The 19235-nt window shown below is 67.8% G+C and carries 14 protein-coding genes and 2 pseudogenes; 13 read left to right on the top strand and 3 right to left on the bottom strand.

What is annotated here, in order from left to right; genetic code table 11:
* Positions 1 to 44 precede the first annotated feature (44 nt).
* The 3 genes from GKZ92_RS08520 to GKZ92_RS08510 are packed head-to-tail and all read left to right on the top strand — an operon-like array spanning position 45 to position 3669.
* The gene (locus GKZ92_RS08520) at positions 45 to 560 is read left to right on the top strand and encodes a (2Fe-2S)-binding protein (protein WP_155225172.1); all 516 of its coding nucleotides are present in this window, start codon (positions 45 to 47) and stop codon (positions 558 to 560) included.
* Positions 557 to 1567, top strand: a complete 1011-nt coding sequence (locus GKZ92_RS08515) for an FAD binding domain-containing protein (RefSeq protein WP_155225171.1) — start codon at positions 557 to 559, stop codon at positions 1565 to 1567. The genes GKZ92_RS08520 and GKZ92_RS08515 overlap by 4 nt, the downstream gene beginning before the upstream one ends.
* Positions 1564 to 3669 carry a xanthine dehydrogenase family protein molybdopterin-binding subunit gene (locus tag GKZ92_RS08510; RefSeq protein WP_155225170.1) on the top strand — a complete coding sequence of 702 codons (2106 nt, stop codon included), beginning with the start codon at positions 1564 to 1566 and terminating at the stop codon, positions 3667 to 3669. Before GKZ92_RS08515 ends, GKZ92_RS08510 begins: the two co-directional genes overlap by 4 nt.
* 1 nt (position 3670) lies before the next feature.
* Here the strand turns inward: GKZ92_RS08510 and GKZ92_RS08505 are convergent, their stop codons facing one another.
* Positions 3671 to 4393 carry a hypothetical protein gene (locus tag GKZ92_RS08505; RefSeq protein WP_035750907.1) on the bottom strand — a complete coding sequence of 241 codons (723 nt, stop codon included), beginning with the start codon at positions 4391 to 4393 and terminating at the stop codon, positions 3671 to 3673.
* A 210-nt stretch (positions 4394 to 4603) separates the two neighbouring features.
* A complete protein-coding gene (locus GKZ92_RS08500; RefSeq protein WP_006359240.1) occupies positions 4604 to 5176 on the bottom strand; it encodes a nucleotidyltransferase family protein in 573 nt (190 codons plus the stop codon).
* 72 nt (positions 5177 to 5248) lie between these two features.
* On the opposite strand from GKZ92_RS08500, the gene uraD reads away from it, so the two are divergent.
* From uraD to GKZ92_RS08480, 4 genes and pseudogenes are all read left to right on the top strand, one after another.
* Positions 5249 to 5794, top strand: coding sequence for a 2-oxo-4-hydroxy-4-carboxy-5-ureidoimidazoline decarboxylase (gene uraD, locus GKZ92_RS08495; protein ID WP_035750679.1), 546 nt, complete (start codon positions 5249 to 5251; stop codon positions 5792 to 5794).
* Entirely contained in the window at positions 5791 to 6117 is a 327-nt protein-coding gene (uraH, locus tag GKZ92_RS08490; RefSeq protein WP_035750676.1) for a hydroxyisourate hydrolase, read from the top strand. The genes uraD and uraH overlap by 4 nt, the downstream gene beginning before the upstream one ends.
* Positions 6118 to 6123: 6 nt before the next feature.
* Positions 6124 to 6732 (top strand): nucleoside/nucleotide kinase family protein, encoded by a 609-nt coding sequence (locus tag GKZ92_RS08485; protein WP_006359237.1) that lies wholly within the window; start codon positions 6124 to 6126, stop codon positions 6730 to 6732.
* A gap of 215 nt (positions 6733 to 6947) precedes the next feature.
* A pseudogene (locus tag GKZ92_RS08480) lies at positions 6948 to 8185 on the top strand (DUF222 domain-containing protein).
* Between the two features lie 141 nt (positions 8186 to 8326).
* Here the strand turns inward: GKZ92_RS08480 and GKZ92_RS08475 are convergent.
* Positions 8327 to 11716 carry a pyruvate carboxylase gene (locus GKZ92_RS08475; protein ID WP_155225169.1) on the bottom strand — a complete coding sequence of 1130 codons (3390 nt, stop codon included), beginning with the start codon at positions 11714 to 11716 and terminating at the stop codon, positions 8327 to 8329.
* A gap of 447 nt (positions 11717 to 12163) precedes the next feature.
* Between GKZ92_RS08475 and GKZ92_RS08470 the strand changes: the two genes are divergently transcribed.
* The 6 genes and pseudogenes from GKZ92_RS08470 to GKZ92_RS08445 all read left to right on the top strand — a co-directional run bounded on the left by GKZ92_RS08470 (position 12164) and on the right by GKZ92_RS08445 (position 19217).
* Entirely contained in the window at positions 12164 to 12940 is a 777-nt protein-coding gene (locus tag GKZ92_RS08470; RefSeq protein WP_035750670.1) for an SGNH/GDSL hydrolase family protein, read from the top strand.
* Between the two features lie 114 nt (positions 12941 to 13054).
* Entirely contained in the window at positions 13055 to 14557 is a 1503-nt protein-coding gene (locus GKZ92_RS08465; protein WP_035750668.1) for an MFS transporter, read from the top strand.
* 195 nt (positions 14558 to 14752) lie between these two features.
* Positions 14753 to 15010 (top strand): annotated as a pseudogene (locus GKZ92_RS08460) (amidohydrolase family protein); the annotation flags it as partial.
* On the top strand, positions 15010 to 15822 hold the full coding sequence (locus GKZ92_RS08455) for an FAD binding domain-containing protein (protein ID WP_035750662.1): 813 nt from the start codon (positions 15010 to 15012) through the stop codon (positions 15820 to 15822). The pseudogene GKZ92_RS08460 and the gene GKZ92_RS08455, both read left to right, overlap by 1 nt.
* A 4-nt stretch (positions 15823 to 15826) precedes the next feature.
* Positions 15827 to 18658 carry a molybdopterin-dependent oxidoreductase gene (locus tag GKZ92_RS08450; protein ID WP_035750658.1) on the top strand — a complete coding sequence of 944 codons (2832 nt, stop codon included), beginning with the start codon at positions 15827 to 15829 and terminating at the stop codon, positions 18656 to 18658.
* 133 nt (positions 18659 to 18791) lie between these two features.
* The gene (locus tag GKZ92_RS08445) at positions 18792 to 19217 is read left to right on the top strand and encodes a DUF7144 family membrane protein (protein ID WP_006359229.1); all 426 of its coding nucleotides are present in this window, start codon (positions 18792 to 18794) and stop codon (positions 19215 to 19217) included.
* Positions 19218 to 19235: the final 18 nt, after the last annotated feature.

The raw sequence follows: 19235 nt of genomic DNA, 5'->3' as shown, positions 1-19235 counted from the left end.
CGTGGGATTGGTTTGGGCTTCGCGTCGCCGGGTATCCGCGCCCTGTGGAAACCAGGGTTTCTCTCTCGGTCAACGGTGTGGCACACGACGTCGTCGTCGACACCCGCACCACCCTCCTGGACGGTCTACGTGACCGCCTCGGCATCTTCTCGCCCAAGAAGGGATGCGACCACGGCCAGTGCGGCTCATGCACGGTCCTCGTCGACGGCCGGCGCATCATCAGCTGCCTGTCGTTCGCGGTCAGCTACGAGGGCTCCGAGATCGTCACCGCGGAAGGACTCGCCGAACCCGGCGATCTCCATCCCCTCCAGCAGGCGTTCATCGACCAGGACGCCTTCCAGTGCGGGTACTGCACACCCGGCCAGGTGTGCTCGGCCGTCGGCATGCTCGACGAGGCGAAGAACGGCCACCCCAGTCACGCCACCGACGACCTCGATCCCGACGCGGCGGACGAGGCCCTCAGCGACGACGAGATCCGGGAGCGGATGAGCGGCAACCTGTGTCGCTGCGCGGCCTACCCCAACATCGTCGCGGCGATCCGGCAGGCGGCGGAAGGATGATCCCCTTCACCTACCAACGTGCCGACGACGTGGCCGGAGCTGTCGACTATCTCCGCGACCATCCCGGCGCGAAGCTGCTCGCCGGCGGCACGAACCTCGTCGACCACATGAAGCTCGGCGTCGCCAACCCGCCTGCACTCGTGGACATCTCGCGACTCCCCCTGGATCAGATCAGCGAGAACCCCGACGGCTCCCTGCGTCTCGGCGCAACGGCCCGCAATGCCGACACCGCCGCTCATCCCCTGGTTCGACGCCACTACCCGATCCTCGCCCGCGCTCTGCTCGCGGGAGCATCGCCGCAGCTGCGCAACCTGGCGACCAACGCCGGAAACCTGCTGCAGCGGACCCGATGCGTCTACTTCCAGGACGTCACGACGCCGTGCAACAAGCGCTCGCCCGGCAGCGGCTGCTCGGCGATCGGCGGTTACACCCGCCACCACGCGATCCTCGGCACTCCCGACGCCGACGCCCCGAACACGTGCGTGGCCACCCACCCGTCGGACATGGCTGTCGCGCTCACCGCATTGGACGCGCGGATCGTGGTGCAGGGTCCGGACGGCGAACGCGATCTCGACGTGCGCGCGCTGTACCGCCACCCGGGCGAACATCCCGACCGCGACACGGTTCTCGACCCACACGAGGTGATCGTCGCGATCGACCTCCCCGCACCGCCGCCCGGATCGGTGTCGACCTACCGCAAGGTCCGCGACCGGGCGTCGTATGCCTTCGCACTGGTCTCGGTCGGCGCGGAGGTCACCATGGACGGGGACACGACCGACGGGGCCACCATCGGCGAGGCGCGGATCGCCCTGGGCGGCGTCGCGCACAAACCCTGGCGCGCCGAACGCGCCGAAGCCGTCCTCCGCGGGCGGCAACCGTCGCGCGAGTTGTTCACCGAGGCAGCCGATGCCGAACTCGCCGACGCCCGGCCCCTGGACGGGAACGAGTTCAAGATCCCACTCGTCCGTCGCACCCTCAGCGCCGTCCTCGAGGAGCTGACCCGATGAGCGTCGTCGGATCGTCGCCCGCCCCCATCGGCCATGCGCGGATCGACGGCGTCGAAAAGGTCCGCGGTACAGCGCCGTACGCATACGAACACCTCACCGACGCAACCTACCTGTGGCCGATCACCGCGACCGTCGCCCGCGGCCGGGTGACCTCGATGGACACCGCCGCAGCGGAATCGACCGAAGGTGTCGTCGCGGTCCTCACCATCGACAATGCACCCCGGCTGGCCGACACCTCCGACGGCGATCTCACCATCCTGCAGACGCCGGAGGTCGCCTACCGCGGTCAACTCATCGGCGCTGTGGTCGCCGAATCTCCCGAAATCGCCCGGGAGGCAGCAGCTTCGGTGACCGTGTCCTACGACGAGGCACCCCATGACACCGAGTTCCGCGCCGACCATCCCAATCGGTACCGGCCGGAGAAGGTGAACGGCGGCTTCGAACCCACCTCCGAGAGCGGCGAACCCGACCGGATCCTCGACGACCCTCCGTCCGGTTCGGTGGTGGTCGACGAGTGGTACTCCACGCCGGAAGAGCACAACAACCCGATGGAACCACACACCGTGGTCGCGACGTGGGCGCCCGACGAGAAGCTCCTCACCCTGTACGACTCGACGCAGTCGACGCAGGGCGTGGTCTCCGCGTTGGCGCCCGTCCTTGGACTCGAACCCGCACAGATGCGGGTGATCGCGCCGCATGTCGGGGGCGGGTTCGGGTCCAAGGGTTCCCCTCATTCGCACGACGTGCTGGCCGCCATGGCCGCGATGCGGGTGCCCGGCCGGGCCGTGAAGTTCGCGGTGACGCGCCAGCACATGTTCGCCTACGTCGGCCATCGTGCGCCGACGCGTGCCCGGCTGCGCATCGCCGCGGACGGCGACGGCAACATCACCGCATTGATCCACGAGGCACACGCGCACTCCGCTCATGCGAAGGAGTTCGCCGAGCAGGCCGCCGTCTCGTCACGGATGATGTACGCCGCCCACAATCGGCGCACCGATCACCACGTGGTCCCCCTCGACGTCCCGCCGCCGTTCTGGTTCCGCGCCCCCGGCGAAGCGCCCGGGATGTTCGCCGGTGAGGTCGCGATGGACGAACTCGCCCACGCCGTCGGACTCGATCCGATCGAGCTGCGGATCCGCAACGAACCCGCCGACGACCCGGAGAGCGGGAAGCCGTGGTCGTCTCGCCAGCTCGTCCGATGCCTCCGCGAGGGCGCCGAACGGTTCGGCTGGGACCGTCGCCGCGCCGAGCCCGGCACGAACCGCGACGGGCGGCAGCTGGTCGGATTCGGCGTCGCGTCGTCGACGTACCCGCACATGGTGAACCCCGGCAACGAGGCCTCCGTCTCCTATCGGGACGGCCGTTACGCTGTGCGGATCGCGGCCACCGACATCGGTACCGGCGCCTGGACGGCACTGACGCTCATCGCCGCCGACGCGCTCGCGATCGAGCCGGAACAGGTCGACCTCCAGATCGGTGACAGCTCCCTGCCGAGCGGCTCCGTCGCGGGCGGCTCGTCGGGCACCTCGTCGTGGGGCTCGGCGATCGTCACCGCGGCACAACGATTCCGCACCCGGTTCGGCGACGATCCGGCCGACGGCGCCGAGGTCAGCGCGAAGACCGACGAGAACCCCGATCTGAAGAAGTTCCGGATCGCCTCGTTCGGCGCCCACTTCGTCGAGGTCCGCGTCGACGTCGACACCGGCGAGATCCGCATCCCCCGTATGCTCGGGGTGTTCTCGATCGGACGCGCCATCAATCCGCGCACCGTGCGATCCCAGCTCATCGGTGGGATGACGTTCGGCATCTCGATGGCGCTGCTCGAGGAGAGCGTCCGGGACCCCCGCTTCGGGCATGTCGTCACCCAGGACCTCGCCGAGTACCACGTCCCCGTCCATGCCGACATCGCCGATGTCGACGCCATCTGGCTGGACGACCCCGACGAACATGCGACGCCGATGGGATCGCGCGGTGCCGGCGAGATCGGCATCGTCGGCAGTGCCGCGGCAGTCGTCAACGCGGTCCACAACGCGACGGGTGTCCGCGTCCGGGACCTGCCCGTGCACCTCGACGACCTGCTGGAGGGTCTACCGGACCTCTGACTCAGCCGACGCCCGGATAGGTCGACCAGCCCGGGACCGCCGGCGACACCGGCCACGGCTCGTCGGCCTCGGCCGGAAGCCAATGCGGCATCCCCACCTGTCGCGTTGCCGCGCAGGCTTTCTGGTCGGTCGTCGGGGTGGGATACAGGGCGGAGAAGTCGTACCGCGAGGTGTACCAGGCGCCGAACACGTCTGTCTCCGGCGTGCGCTGACCACCCTGTGGAGCCGCCGGCGGCCGGTCGCCGATGCGCCGGATGTCGATCTCGACGGGGCGGGACGTGTCGTACCCGACCACCCACGTCCCGTCGCGTTCCACCGAGCGGTATCCCTGACGGCACAGTACGATTCGCGTCCAGTCGGCGTCGTCGACGCGGCGTAGCCCGGTATAGAACGCGGTGCCGACCTGACGTCGGGCCTCGGAGACCTCGGACGGGTAGGCGGTCACCATCTGATCGATGTTCGACGGCGAGGCCTCGGCGAACCCCGGGTATCCCCATTCGACCGACGCCCCGGCGTTGGCGATCTCGAACGACTCGACGTAGGCGCGGACAAAGGTCCCCTCATCGGACTGCGGGTCCAGCACCGGCGTGGACGACCAGCGGAAAGTGGTGTCGAAGCCGGGCGGAAGGTGGCCATCCTGGGCGGCGGGCCGCTCGGACGCGGCCTGGTCCGGCGATCCCGCGCACGCGGCCAGTCCGAGGCCCGCGGCCAGCGCGGCGACCAGCGCGACGATTCGACGGCGGTGTCCTCGCGCCACGTGATCACCTTCTTCGCCGGTGATGGTCTTCGACGGGCCCGGTTTTGCGTCGGCTCTGGCTGTACCGACGCGGGCTCTTCTCTGCACCCTATGCACGGACGATCAGCAGAAGCCGGATCCCCGTGCACCGGAACGGCGACGAGAAGGTCTCGAAATGGGCACGCCGGAGGCGGCGGCTCATTCCCTGGTGTCGATGTCCCGGCCCGTGGCCAGGTCGCCACATTCGACGCAAGTCACCTCGTGATCTCGCAGATACCGCTGCGCACCGACATCCCCGTGGATGACCTCGACTGCCGGACCGAGATGATCGGCGCCGATGTACACCGGATGCCCCCGCCGGCCGTCGAAGACCGCACGGACCAGATCCCCGCGCCGCCCTCCGGACGCGTCGACGATGCGACGCACCACCTCGGGTCCGACATCGGGCGTGTCGACCACGGTGAGCACCACGCCACCCACCCCGGGCCGGCGAGAAGCCCAGCCGAGCGCCGCCGATACCGACGCGCCGAGGCCGTCAGCCCAGTCGTCGACAACGAGCGCGGTGACGCCGACGGGTGGCGCGACGATTGCGGCCCCCATCGCGACCGCGATGTCCGCGCACCCACCGGCGCGCAGCGCGTTCGTCGACGCCTTCAGCCAGACGCCGTCGTGGGCAAGGATCTTGGGCATCCCGTACCGGCTACCCGCACCGGCGGCGAGCACCACACCGAGAACCTCACCGATCTCGCTGTCCTCACCTGACGCAGTCACTGTTCCATCTTCCACAATTCCCGGGGCCGCTGGTGACCGCCGGTCCGGACGCCGACCTCCTAGGCTGTACGCGTGCGCCCAGACGAAGACCTCGACCCCGGCGACCGAGGACAGCTCGACCGCTTCAACGTGCTGACCGCCGACGCATGTGTCGAGCGGCTCCTCGCCTGCTGCAGCTCGCCCACCTGGGCACGACGCGTCGCAGAGGAGCGGCCGTTCGCCGATCCACAAGAACTGCTGGATCGCGCCGACGAACTCCTGGTCGAGCTGACCGAGACCGATATCGACCAGGCCCTCGCCGGGCATCCCCGGATCGGGGACCGCCCGGACAATGCCTCGTCCGCCCGCGAACAGTCCGGGGTGTCCGGCGCAGACGCGGCAGTCATCGAGGAACTGAAGAAGTACAACGCGTCGTACGAGGACAAGTTCGGCCACGTCTACCTGGTCTTCGCCAACGGACGGCCGGCCGATGTGCTGCTCGGAATCCTCAAGGAACGCATGGACAACGATCCCGTGACCGAACGCCGCGTGCTGCGGGGAGAGCTGGCGAAGATCAACCGGAGCCGTCTGATCCGTATGCTGATGACACCAGACACCGACGAGGGAGCCTCCGCATGACCGGTCTGTCCACCCATGTCCTCGACGCGACGTCGGGCTCCCCGGCCGTCGGCGTGGAGGTGTTGCTGCAGGACGCATCGGGCACCGAATTGGCTTCGGGTACCACAGATTCGGACGGACGCATCGGCAAGGTCAACACCGAGGCCCTTGTCCCCGGCATCTACCACCTGGTCTTCGACACCGGGAACTGGTTCGCCGACAACGGCATCAAGGCGTTCTACCCGGAGATCGACATCTGCTTCGAGGTCGATGACGCCGACCGCCACTATCACGTCCCGGTACTGCTGAGCCCGTTCGCGTATTCGACATACCGCGGTAGCTGAACACGGATGACCGCCCCCGACGTCGCCGCGCTCCTCGAGACCGCCGACCGCGTGATGGTCGGCATCACCGGCCCGCCGGGAGCAGGAAAGACAACGCTGGCCCGGACCCTCGTCCATGAGTTCTCCACCACGCTGTGCGCCGACGCGGTCGGATACGTCCCGATGGACGGCTTCCACCTGTCGAACGCGGTACTCGAGCGACTCGGCCGCCGCGACCGCAAGGGCGCGCACGACACCTTCGACGCCGCGGGATTCGTTGCCACACTCGCACGCATCGCCCACGGCGGCGAAACCGTGTACGTCCCCGACTTCGACCACACCACCGGCGAACCGATCGCAGCGTCGCTCATCGTGCCCGCCACCGCGCGGCTCGTGGTCGTCGAGGGCAACTACCTCGGCCTCGACCAACCCGGGTGGCGCCACGTACGCCCCCTCCTCGACCGCCTGGTCTACGTCGACGCCGACGCGGAGGTCCGCCGCGAGCGGCTCCGGAAACGGCACATCGCCGCCGGTAAAACCGACGCCGAGGCGCGCGCCTGGATCGAGGCCGTCGACGAACCCAATGCGGAACTCATCGCCACGACCCGCGCGCGGGCGGACACGATCGTCGACTGACGCTCACGAATTCCGTTCCTGCGTAACCGTTTCCTTACCGCTCGCCTCTTCCTCTCGCGCTGGTGGGACATCACGAGCGAGAAGGAAATGGTGCCGCGTCAACAAATCCGCCGACTGTTCGCCATACGAAATATCTTGCAAATCATGATGATTCGCACCGTTGGTGCACACGAAAAGTGACAGCGATCGAACGTATGTTCCCGTAAAGTGGAGTCATGGCACCGCTGGACCAGATTCTCCACCAACTCATCGAGGTCACCCCACCCGCCGACGACCCGACCGGGGCAAAGACTTTCGCCCAACTCGAGACGATTCGACTGATCCGCAACGCGGCGGACCATCTACTCACCTCGCACACAGCCAATCTCGACGATCTCACAGTGGCGGAGCGACATGGTTCCACCACCGGGAGACTGTTGATCGAGATGGGTTTCCCGCCCGCCGTCGCCACACGCGCTGCCCGTATCGCCGAGAACATCGGCAACCTGGGCAAGGTCGAGGCCTACGCCGCCGACGGGCGCCTCTCAGGTGAAGTCGTCGACGCCATCGTGCGCGGACTCAGCACAATCCAGAAACGCTCACCCACAGCACTTTCCGACCACGATCGAACGATCTACGAAACCGAACCCTCACCCAGGCTCTGTCCGGTGCCACACCCGCCGAGATGCAGAAGCACGCTCGGACGATCGGCAATGCCATCGCCGACGACGATGACGGCATCCCCGCGTCCGACGACAAGTCTCTGGACACGTTGTCGCACCACACCACCGACGACAGCCGCGTCGAGATTCATGCCAACGTGACACAGGCCGTGGGCGAGAAGTTCATCGCCATGATCGACGAACGTGCTACACCACGCCCCGAACCCGACGGCGCCGACGACCGCCGCTCCGTCGATCAACGACGCGTCGACGCCCTCGAGTTCCTCCTCGACCAAGCAGCACAAGGCGCATCCCTGGACAGCATCGGTGCACCACGTACCCAGACCCTGTTGACCATCCCCGCCGACGGTGGTGATCCCGCCTTCCTACCTTGGACCGGGTCGGTTACCCAGGCCACCGCGCAGAAACTCTCCTGCGACGGCACGATCACCGAGATCATCATCGACGGCGAAACCGTGCCCCTGGAGATGGGTCGTGAACGACGCCTGTTCCCGGCACACATCCGCAAAGCCATCATCATCCGGGACAGATGTTGCATCAGTTGCGGTGCGCCGCACTCACATACCCAGGTTCATCACATCGTGCACTGGAGCGATGACGGTGAGACCGAGCTCGACAACGGCTGCCTGCTGTGCCAGCGCTGCCACACCCAGGTCCACCACAACGGGTGGGACATAATGATCGGCTTCGACCGCCACCCCTGGCTCATCCCGCCCGCCGACATCGACCCGCAACGGCGGCCACTACCTGCCTACAACCGACGCACCATGCGACTCGACGACGCCGCCTGACACACCATCAGCCGCGAAACCGCCTCGTTCTTTGACAACTCCACAGTGTGAAAGCGCTGCCGCTCACGAGTTCCGTTCCCGCTCACCCGAATCGGGTGAGCGGGAACGGAGCCGGTGAGCGAAACCCGGATGGGGTGCAGGTCAGCTGATCTCGATGAGCAGATCACCCGGCGACACCTGGGTGACCGGGCCGATCGCGACGCGCGTGACCTTGCCGCCGACGGGTGCGGTGATGGCGGCCTCCATCTTCATCGCCTCGATGGTGCCGATGGTCGCGCCGACGGCGACCTCGTCACCCACGTCGACCGACAGGGACACGACACCGGCGAACGGCGCCCCGACGTGCTTCGGGTTGGCACGGTCGGCCTTCTCTGCGCTGGCGACCGCGGAGTCGATGCTGTGGTCGCGGACCGCGATCGGACGGAGCTGACCGTTGAGCACGCACATCACGGTGCGCATGCCCTTCTCGTCGGGCTCGCTGATGGCCTCGAGACCGATCATCAGCTCAACCCCGGGCTCGAGGTTGACCCGATGCTCCTCGCCATAGCGCAGACCGTAGAAGAACTGGTTCGCCGACAACCGCGAGGTGTCACCGTAGGTCTCGTAGTGCTCCTCGAACTCCTTGGCGGGGCCGGGGAACAGCAGGTGATTGAGACGCACCTGGCGATCGCGGCCGGGCTTGTCCAGGAGCGCCTCGTCATCGGCGGTCAGCTGCTTGACCTCCGGTGCCGGCGCCCGACCCTCGAGCGCGAGGCTGCGCAGCGGCTCCGGCCAGCCACCGGGCGGGTCGCCGAGTTCGCCACGCAGGAACCCGATCACCGAATCGGGAATATCGTAGGAGCCCGGGTCGGCGGCGAAGTCCGACGCGGTGATCCCGCGACCCACCAGCGCCAGCGCCAGGTCACCGACGACCTTCGACGACGGTGTCACCTTGACCAGACGACCCAGCATCGAGTCGGCGGCGGCGTAGGCCTGCTCGACGGCCTCGAAGCGGTTGCCCAATCCCAGCGACATGGCCTGCTGACGCAGGTTCGACAGCTGACCGCCGGGGATCTCGTGCGAGTACACCCGACCGGTCGGGGCCGGGAGCCCGGACTCGAACGGCGCGTACACCTTTCGCAGCGCCTCCCAGTACGGCTCGAGGTCGCAGACACGGGCCAGGTCGATTCCGCTGTCGCGGTCGGTGTTCGCGGTCGCCGCGACGATCGCCGACAGCGGCGGCTGACTGGTCGTACCGGCCAGCGCGGCACTCGCACCGTCCACCGCGTCCGCACCGGCCTGCCAGGCAGCCATGTAAGTGGCCAGCTGACCACCCGGGGTGTCATGGGTGTGCACATGGATCGGCAGGTCGAAATTCTTGCGCAGCGCCGAGACCAGCTTGGTCGCCGCCGGCGCACGCAACAGACCGGCCATGTCCTTGATGGCCAGCACATGCGCACCGGCAGAGACGATCTGCTCGGCCAGACGCAGATAGTAGTCGAGGGTGTACAGATCCTCCGACGGCGACGACAGGTCACCTGTGTAGCTCATCGCCACCTCGGCCACCGCGGTCCCCGTCTCACGCACCGCGTCGATCGCCGGGCGCATCGCGTCGATGTTGTTGAGCGCGTCGAAGATCCGGAAGATGTCGATACCGACGTCGGTGGCCTCCTCGACGAAGGCCGTGGTGACCTTGGTCGGGTACGGCGTGTACCCCACGGTGTTGGCGCCGCGCAGCAGCATCTGCAGACAGATGTTCGGCATCGCTTCACGCAACTGCGCCAACCGATCCCACGGATCTTCCTTCAAAAAGCGCAGCGCCACATCGTAGGTCGCGCCACCCCAGCACTCCACCGACAGCAGTTCCGGGGTCAGCGCCGCGACATACGGTGCGACGTTGACCAGACCGGTGGTACGCACGCGGGTCGCCAGCAGCGACTGGTGCGCGTCACGGAACGTGGTGTCGGTGATGCCCAGACGCGGGTTCTCCCGCAGATCACGGGCGAATCCCTCCGGCCCCAACTGCAGCAGACGCTGCCGCGAACCGTCTTTCGGCGACGCGAGCACCGCGCGCTCGACGGTGGGCAGCTTGTCCCGCGGATACACCGTGGTCGGCCGCTCCCCGTGCGGCTTGTTGACCGTCACATCGGCCAGATACGACAGGATCTTGGTACCGCGGTCAGCCGACGACCGCTGGGTCAGCAGACCCGGACGCTCGTCGATGAACGACGTGGTGACCCGACCGGCACGGAAGTCCGGATCATCGAGCACGGCCTGCAGGAACGGGATGTTGGTCGCCACACCGCGGATGCGGAACTCCGCGACCGCGCGCCGGGCACGACGCACCGCGGTTGGGAAATCCCTTCCGCGACAGGTCAATTTGACCAGCATCGAGTCGAAGTGACCGCTCACCCCGGCACCGAGGTTGGCGCCACCGTCGAGGCGGACACCCGCGCCGCCCGGGCTTCGGTAGGCGGTGATCCGACCCACATCCGGGCGGAAGCCGTTGGCCGGGTCCTCGGTGGTGATGCGGCACTGCAGCGCAGCACCACGGATACGGATGGAGTCCTGCGACAGACCGAGATCATCGAGGGACTCCCCCGCCGCGATCCGCAACTGCGAACTCACCAGGTCGACATCGGTGATCTCCTCGGTCACGGTGTGCTCGACCTGGATACGCGGGTTCATCTCGATGAACACATGGCGTCCCTGCTCGTCGAGGAGGAACTCGACGGTGCCCGCGCACGTGTAACCGATGTGGCGCGCGAAGGCCACCGCGTCGGCACAGATCTTCTCCCGCAACTCATCCGACAGATTGGGTGCCGGCGCGAGCTCGATCACCTTCTGGTGACGACGCTGCAGGCTGCAGTCACGCTCATACAGGTGGATGACGTTGCCCTGGGTGTCGGCGAGGATCTGCACCTCGATGTGGCGCGGGTTGACCACGGCCTGCTCGAGGAACACCGTCGCATCACCGAACGCCGACTCCGCCTCACGAGATGCCGCGGCGATCGCCTCGGCCAGATCGGCGCGGTCGTCGACCCGACGCATACCGCGTCCGCCACCACCGGCAACGGCCTTCACGAAGACCGGGAAGTGCATGTCCTCGGCGGCGGCGAGCAACTCGTCGAGATCAGACGACGGCTCCGAACTCGCCAGCACGGGAATCCCCGCAGCCTTGGCCGCAGCCACCGCGGTGGCCTTGTTACCCGTCATCTCCAGAATGTCGGCACTGGGCCCGACGAAGGTGATACCCGCCTCGGCACAGGCGGCCGCCAACCCCGGGTTCTCCGACAGAAAACCGTAGCCGGGGTAGATCGCATCGGCGCCACACCGCACCGCTGCGGACACCACTTCCTCCACCGACAGATACGCCCGCACCGGATGGCCCGGCAGACCGATCTGATACGACTCGTCAGCCTTCAGACGATGGACCGAGTTGCGATCCTCATACGGGTACACCGCGACCGTGCGCGCCCCCAACTCGTAAGCGGCGCGGAACGCACGAATCGCGATCTCGCCTCGGTTGGCAACCAGAACCTTGTCGAACATCGGGTGTTCCCTCTTCTCCCGCAGCGGCATTTTTTTCGAATTGTCGCTGGTCCGTTCACTCGACGGACCAATGAAGTACATCACGTGATCGTACTCACGCCGCAACCCACCCCGAGCACCACCCACGACCTCCCCGAACCGCGCTGAAACAGACTGCCGGACAAGGTAACCGGAACAGATTTCGCCGGAGTTGTGAAACGCTCTCACCACAGGTGGGCAAGGTGAGAGATCACCAGCGCGAAATACGGCCGGAAACCGACCGATCGCTCTGTCGAAATCCGTTCGCGCAGAAATCCGGATTGCGAATTAATCGGTCCGATTTCCGCAATCCGGGTCGCGCTGCTGACCCGGCGCGGCAGTGACCCACGCCGCAGGCTTTGGTCCGGCGGGCCCGCCACAACTAGCGTCGATCCGGATTCGTCAGGACAGACCAGGAGGGTCAGCACCGTGGGCTTCACACGCTTCGTCGCGCTCGGGGATTCGTTCACCGAGGGCGTCGGTGACACGGACCCGACCCGGCCCAACGGTCTGCGCGGCTGGGCCGATCGCGTCGCCGAACAGCTCGCCGCACGGACCGAGGACTTCAGCTACGCGAACCTCGCGATCCGCGGCCGTCTCCTCGACGCCGTGATCGCCGAGCAGCTCGACGCGGCGGTCGCGATGAACCCCGACCTCGTCACCCTCTACGCCGGGGGCAACGACATCATGCGCCCGTCGATCGACCTCGACGCGCTGCTCGCCCGCTACGACGCCGCGCTGGGCAAACTGGTCGCCACCGGCGCCACGGTCGTCGTCTTCACCGCCTACGACACCGGCTGGGCCCCGGTGTTCCGCACGCTGCGCGGCCGCATCGCCATCTACAACGAACTGCTCCGCGAGGTCGCCGAACGGCACGACGTCGTCGTCTTCGACTACTGGCGACTCAAGGGCTACGACGACTACCGCATGTGGGACACCGACCGCCTGCACATGTCACCCCTGGGCCACACCCGCATGGCCGCCGAGGTCCTCGACCTACTCGGCATGGAGCACGACATCACGCCCGTCGAACTCGAGGCCGCGGCCGAGCTGACCCGTCGCGAACAGCGTCGACAGAACGCCGAGTGGGCGCGCACCTTTCTCGGCCCGTGGGTGATGCGGCGGGTGCGCGGCATCTCCTCCGGCGACGGCGTGACGCCGCGCTGGCCCGAACCGGTGTCCGGCGCGGATCTGCTCGCCCGCTGAGACCGCTCCACCCGGCCCCGGGGAGGACGCAAACGTTCTCTTCGGAGTGCGCCGGGATACGCTGGCCGTTCGGAGGTGTGAACCACACATGAGTACGACGGGCCGGATGAACGAGTGACCAGCAGGACCGCGACCAACGGATCGCAGGGCGAAGAGAAGCCGCACCCCGACACCTCCCCGGCCGCGACCGACGAGCACACGCATCCCCGTGCGGCCGTCGCGGTGCTCTGCCTGGCCGGCATCGTCGTCGCCCTGATGCAGACGATCATCGTCCCGCTGATCCCCCAGCTGCCGACCCTGCTGAAGGCCGACGCGTCCAACACCACCTGGGCCATCACCATCACCCTGCTGGTGGGCGCCGTCGCCACCCCGATCGGCGGTCGTATCGGCGACATGTACGGCAAACGGCTCGCCATCCTCGGCAGCCTCGGGTTCGTCGCGCTCGGCTCCGTCGCCTGCGCGCTCGCCACGTCACTTCCGGTCTTCATCCTCGGGCGCGGGCTTCAGGGCCTCGGGTTCGGCATCGTGGCGCTCGGGATCAGCGTCATGCGTGACATCGTCCCGGCGCGCTACCTCGGTTCGGCCGTCGGCACGATGAGCGCCTCCCTCGGCATCGGCGGTGCACTCGGTCTGCCGTTCGCCGCGGCGATCGCGCAGCATGTCAGCTGGCACGCCCTGTTCTGGTCCTGTGCGGCGGCCTCGGCCCTCGCGGCGGTGGGCGTCGCTCTCACCGTCCCGTCGACCACGCCCTCGTCGGGCGGGCGCTTCGACTTCCTCGGCGCGATCGGGCTCACTTGCGTGCTGATCTGCCTCCTGCTGCCGCTGTCGAAGGGCGCGGTGTGGGGCTGGAGCAACCCGCTCACCCTCGGTTGCTTCGCCGGGTTCGTCGTGCTGCTCGGCCTCTGGGCAGTCGTCGAACTCCGTCGTGCCAGTCCACTGATCGATCTGCGAATCCTCGGCGAGCGTCCCCTTCTCCTCACCAATCTGGCCTCGATCGCCACCGGCTTCGCCTTCTACGCGATGCAACTCATCCCGATCCAGTTGCTCATGGCGCCGACCAACAGCCCCAACGGCTTCGGTTACGACATGGTTCATGCGAGCCTGATCCTCGCGCCGAGCGGTCTGGTGATGTTCGTGTTCTCGCACATCAGCGGACGGATCAACGCCATGTTCGGCGCGCGGATCTCCCTCTCGCTGGGCGGCGTCATCATCGGCGTCGGCTACGTCGTCTTCATCGTCGGGCTGACCGGCCCCTGGGCGCTGACCTGGATTCACATGCTGGTCATCGCCTGCTGCATCGGCGCCGGCCTGGGCATCGCCTACTCCGCGATGCCGGCTCTCGTCATGCAGGCGGTGAGCGTCGAGCAGACCGGCGAGTCGAACGGCGTGAACGCCTTGATGCGGATCATCGGCACCTCGACCGCATCGGCGGTCGTCGGCATGCTCCTGACGTGGTCGATGATCGACGTCGCAGGCCCCGACGGTTCGACGATCGCGGTTCCGGCGGGCGACGGCTACCTGTGGGCCGCGGGCATCGCGCTGGCCACGTGCGTGATCGCCGCGGTGGTCGCGCTGGCCATCCCGGCCCAGCGCGGACTCGCCGAAACCCAGGTGTGACACCGGACCTCGCCGATCGCGGTCGCGGCTCTGCGACGCCGTGCACATCGAGATGCGCGGGTCGTCCGAGCCACGTAGCGTGACGCCGTGCCCCCAGCGACACTCATCGAGTACGCCGTCGTCCTCACCGTCGCGGTGTCCACCGACCCGGTCTGGGCCGGGATCGACGAGAAGACCTACTGTGCCGAGCATTTCGGTTCGGCGCCGCTCGAGTACACGGAGTCGGTCGAACTCGCGACCCGCGGCGGCGCACGGGTGTTGGGCCGCGAGGACGAGATCGGGTCGATCGAACCCGGGAAGCTCGCCGACCTCGTACTGTGGGATCCGTCCACCGTCGCCTACCGCGACACCGACGACCCGGTCGCCGACGGTGACCTGCTCACCATCGACACCGACCAGATGACCACCGCCGTCGCGACGCAGCACCGCCGCCTTCTCGACAAGGCACGCTGATGGACCTCACCGCCGTCACCCGGTACCGATTCGCGCGTTCGCGCGACGAGGTGTTCCCCGCACCCGGCGAACAGCTCGTCGCCGGCGGCACCTGGGTCTTCTCCGAGCCGCAACCGGCCACCACCGGCCTCGTCGACCTCAGCGAGATGGGTTGGCGACCGGTCGAAGACCTGCCCGACGGCGGCCTCCGCGTCGGCGCGACGTGCACCATCGCGGAGCTGGTCGCACTGCAGCCACGCCCCGGATTCCGCGCTCATCCGCTCTTCGCCCAGTGCGCGAACGCCCTTCTCGCGTCGTTCAAGATCTGGAACATGGCCACGGTCGGCGGCAACATCTGCCGGTCCTTCGCGGCCGCATCGATGGTGTCGCTGGCCGTTGCGCTCGACGCCACGGCGCACATCTGGACTCCCGACGGCGCCGATCGGGATCTGCCCGTCGCCGACCTGGTGATCGGCAACGGCATCAACATCCTGGGCCCCGGCGAGGTTCTCCGCGCCGTCGACTTCCCCGCCCACGCACTCGCCGCCGTCACCGGTTTCCGCAAGATCGCCCTCGCCGACCTGGGCCGCTCCGGTGCCGTCGTGACCGGACGCATCGATCCCGACGGCAGCACCGTCTTCGGGATCACCGCCGCCACCGAGTGGCCGACTGTGCTGCGTTATCCCCGACCGCCGGCCGCGGACCTGTTGCGTCACGACATCAGTACCGCGCCCGGCTACTACACCGACCCGCTCGGGTCGGCCGACTGGCGCCGCGGGGTGTCGGCGGTCCTCGCCGAGGAGATCCGCCTCGAACTCACAGGGACGAGGTAGACCGATGGAGTTCGAGGTCAACGGCGAGACGATCGATGCCGAACCCGCTGCGGGACAATGCCTCCGGATGCTGCTCCGCCAGCACGCGCACTTCGAGGTGAAGAAGGGGTGCGACGCAGGCGATTGCGGCGCGTGTTCGGTCCTCGTCGACGGACAACCCGTGCACTCCTGCATCTTTCCGGCGCAGCGCGTCGCCGGGAAGTCGGTGACCACGGTCGCCGGCCTCGGTACACCCGACGACCTGCACCCGGTACAGCAGTCCTTCGTCGACAGTTTCGGCTTCCAGTGCGGTTTCTGCACCGCGGGCATGATCGTCACCGCCTCGACCCTCACCCCGGACGACCTCGCCGACCTGCCACGGCGGATGAAGGGGAACATCTGCCGCTGCACCGGATACCGCTCGATCAGGGACGCGATCGGCAACGCCGTGGCGCCCGGCCGGACCCGGCCGGGCGGGAGCACCGGTGAAGCCACCGGTGTGGGCGACTCGGTGAACCCGCCCGCGGCGCGGCGCGTCGTGACCGGCACCGAGGCCTACACCTTCGACGTCCCGGTCGACGGCGCGCTGCACATCCACGTGCTCGGGTCGCCGCACCCCCACGCCCGTATCGTCTCCATCGACACGACCGACGCCTCGGCCCTCCCCGGCGTGGAGGTGATCCTGACCCACGAGAACGTCTCGACACCAAGGTTTTCCACGGGGCGCCACCAGAACCGGCTCGAAGACCCGGACGACACCCTCGTCTTCGATCGCATCGTGCGTTTCGTCGGGCAGCGCGTCGCGGCCGTCGTCGCGGCGACACCGGGAATCGCGGAACAGGCCGCCGCGCTGATCCGCGTCGACTACGAGGAACTGCCCGCGGTCTTCGACCCCGAGGAGGCACGCGCTCCCGGGGCTTCGGTCATCCACCCCGACCGCACCGCCGAAGACCGGGTGATGGATACCGAACGCAACCTCGTCGCCGCCTTCCACGAGGGCTTCGGCGGCGACGTCGACGAGGCGCTCGCCGCGGCGCCGACGACCGTGCACGGAACGTGGCGCACCGGACGGGTCACCCACGCACAGTTGGAAACCCACGGTTCGATCGCCTGGACCGATGCCACCGGACGTCTGGTCGTCCGCACGAGCACGCAGGTCCCCTTCCTGGTGCGCGACGAACTCGCCCGGCTTCTCGAGCTGCCGCCTGAGAAGGTCCGGGTGTTCAGCGGCCGCGTCGGCGGCGGTTTCGGCGGCAAACAGGAGATGCTGACCGAGGATCTCGCCGCCGTCGCCACCCTGCGTACCGGTCGCCCCTGCGTCTACGAGATGACCCGCACCGACGAGATGACGCGGACAACCTACCGCCACCCGATGCGGGTGACCGTGGATCTCGGCGCCGACGACGACGGTCTGCTCACCGCCCTCCGGGTCGACGTTCTCTCGGATACCGGCGCGTACGGCAACCACGCGATCGGCGTGATGTTCCATGCCTGCGCCGAGTCTGTCTCGGTGTACAACTGCCCGGTGAAGAGGATCGACGCCGAGGTCGTCTACACCAACAACCCGCCGTCGGGCGCCTTCCGAGGTTATGGCCTCGGACAGGTGATCTTCGCGGTCGAATCCGCGATGGACGAGCTCGCGGTCCGTCTCGGTATCGACCCCTTCGAACTCCGGCGACGCAATGCCGTCGCCGACGGCGATCCGCTCCTCATCGCACGCCCCGACCCCGAGATCGACCTGGTGTACGGCAGTTATGGTCTCGACCAGTGCCTCGACCTCGCCGAGTCCGCGATGCGCCGGGGCAACGGCGCCGTCCTCCCGCCCGCCCCGCGATGGCGGGTCGGTGAGGGAATGGCGATCTCCGCGATCGCCACGATGGCCCCGCGCGGCCATTTCGCCGACGTCACGGTGGCCGTCGACTCCGCCGGCACCTATCACGTCGGCGTGGGCACCTGCGAGTTCGGCAACGGCACCACGACGGTCCACACGCAGATCGTCGCGAGCGCACTGTCTACCGAGCCGGAGCGGGTCACGTTGTGGCACGGGGACACCGACGCCGTGCCACATGACACCGGCGCATTCGCCTCCGCGGGCACCACCGTCGCCGGAAAGGCCGTGTACAGCGCGGGTCTCGCGCTCCGCAGCATTCTCGTCGAGGCCGCGAGCCGCCTTACCGGCGCTGATCCCGACCAGGTCGAATTGGGCCCGGACGGAGCCGTCGCCGGCGACCGGCTGGTCGGTTTTCGCCACCTGATCGACGCGGTCGACGACAGTCACCGCGCGCTGTTCCCGGACGGCCCGCGGGCCGTGGCGACCGGCGAGGAACGGGGCGAGATGCGTTCCATCGCCTTCGACGTGCAGGCCTTCCGGGTCGCCGTCGACACCGAGACCGGCGCCGTCGCGATCCTGCAGTCCGTCCACGCGTCCGACGCCGGCACCGTGATGAATCCCGAGCAGTGCCGGGGACAGGTGGAAGGCGGTGTGGCGCAAGGCATCGGCGCGGCCCTCTTCGAGGAGATCATGCTCGACAACGGATCACCGGTGACCAAGGTGTTCCGCACCTATCGTGTCCCCCAGATGGCGGACATCCCGTTCACCGAGGTCTACTTCGCCGAAACCGCCGATCAACTCGGCCCTTTCGGCGCGAAGTCGATGTCGGAGTCACCCTTCAATCCTGTTGCTCCCGCGCTCGCCAATGCCATCCGGCGCGCCGTCGACGTCCGCCCCTATGAGACGCCGATGTCACGAGACCGGATCTGGCGGCTCACGCACCCTGAAGTCGTCGAGAAGGAAAGCGACGTAAAGGCGTGCCAAACATTCGACAAACAGTCGGTAAACAATTGTTTTCATCCCTAACAATCTGGCGCCCAACCTATTTCGTTTCAGCGCGCAATTCGGGACCAGATATCGAACAGTTCGCCGGAAATCCTGCGAATTCACCTGTCAGAGTCGCACACTCCTCACTATCCACTGTCCAGAGGAGGGCGTCATGACACATACTGCACCCGGAGAAGAGCGCGGAACCCTGTCTGCCAAGCAGGGAATCGCCGCCGGGACGTCCATCGGCGCGGCGATCATCCTGATCGTCGTCGGAGTCGTCCAACTCGCCCAGGGAATCGCCGCGGTAGCCGAAGACGAGGTCTTCGTCCGCGGGGTCGAATACGTCTACAAGTTCGACTTCACGACGTGGGGCTGGATTCACATCGTGCTCGGAGCCATCGCGATCATCGTCGGTGCCGGACTCGTCAGCGGGGCGGGTTGGGCCCGGTTCACCGCCATCGTCATCGCCGGCCTGTCCATCATCGCCAACTTCCTGTGGCTGCCGTACTACCCGTGGTGGTCGATCCTGATCATCGCGCTCGACGTGGTCGTCATCTGGGCCGTATCGACCTGGAACCCCCGGGCCGAGTACTGACGCCGACCGGCGCCGGCC

This window comes from Gordonia sp. 135 (assembly GCF_009720185.1).
GTDB lineage: Bacteria > Actinomycetota > Actinomycetes > Mycobacteriales > Mycobacteriaceae > Gordonia > Gordonia alkanivorans.
Note: the sequence above shows the minus strand (reverse complement) of the source record. Positions and strands in the feature narration are given on the sequence as shown.

Coding starts and splice junctions, on each gene's coding strand:
- GKZ92_RS08455 (WP_035750662.1), top strand. CDS start 15,010: ATGGACCTCACCGCCGTCACCCGGTACCGATTCGCGCGTTCGCGCGAC.
- GKZ92_RS08475 (WP_155225169.1), bottom strand. CDS start 11,716: ATGTTCGACAAGGTTCTGGTTGCCAACCGAGGCGAGATCGCGATTCGT.
- uraH (WP_035750676.1), top strand. CDS start 5,791: ATGACCGGTCTGTCCACCCATGTCCTCGACGCGACGTCGGGCTCCCCG.
- GKZ92_RS08510 (WP_155225170.1), top strand. CDS start 1,564: ATGAGCGTCGTCGGATCGTCGCCCGCCCCCATCGGCCATGCGCGGATC.
- GKZ92_RS08485 (WP_006359237.1), top strand. CDS start 6,124: ATGACCGCCCCCGACGTCGCCGCGCTCCTCGAGACCGCCGACCGCGTG.
- GKZ92_RS08450 (WP_035750658.1), top strand. CDS start 15,827: ATGGAGTTCGAGGTCAACGGCGAGACGATCGATGCCGAACCCGCTGCG.
- GKZ92_RS08445 (WP_006359229.1), top strand. CDS start 18,792: ATGACACATACTGCACCCGGAGAAGAGCGCGGAACCCTGTCTGCCAAG.
- GKZ92_RS08515 (WP_155225171.1), top strand. CDS start 557: ATGATCCCCTTCACCTACCAACGTGCCGACGACGTGGCCGGAGCTGTC.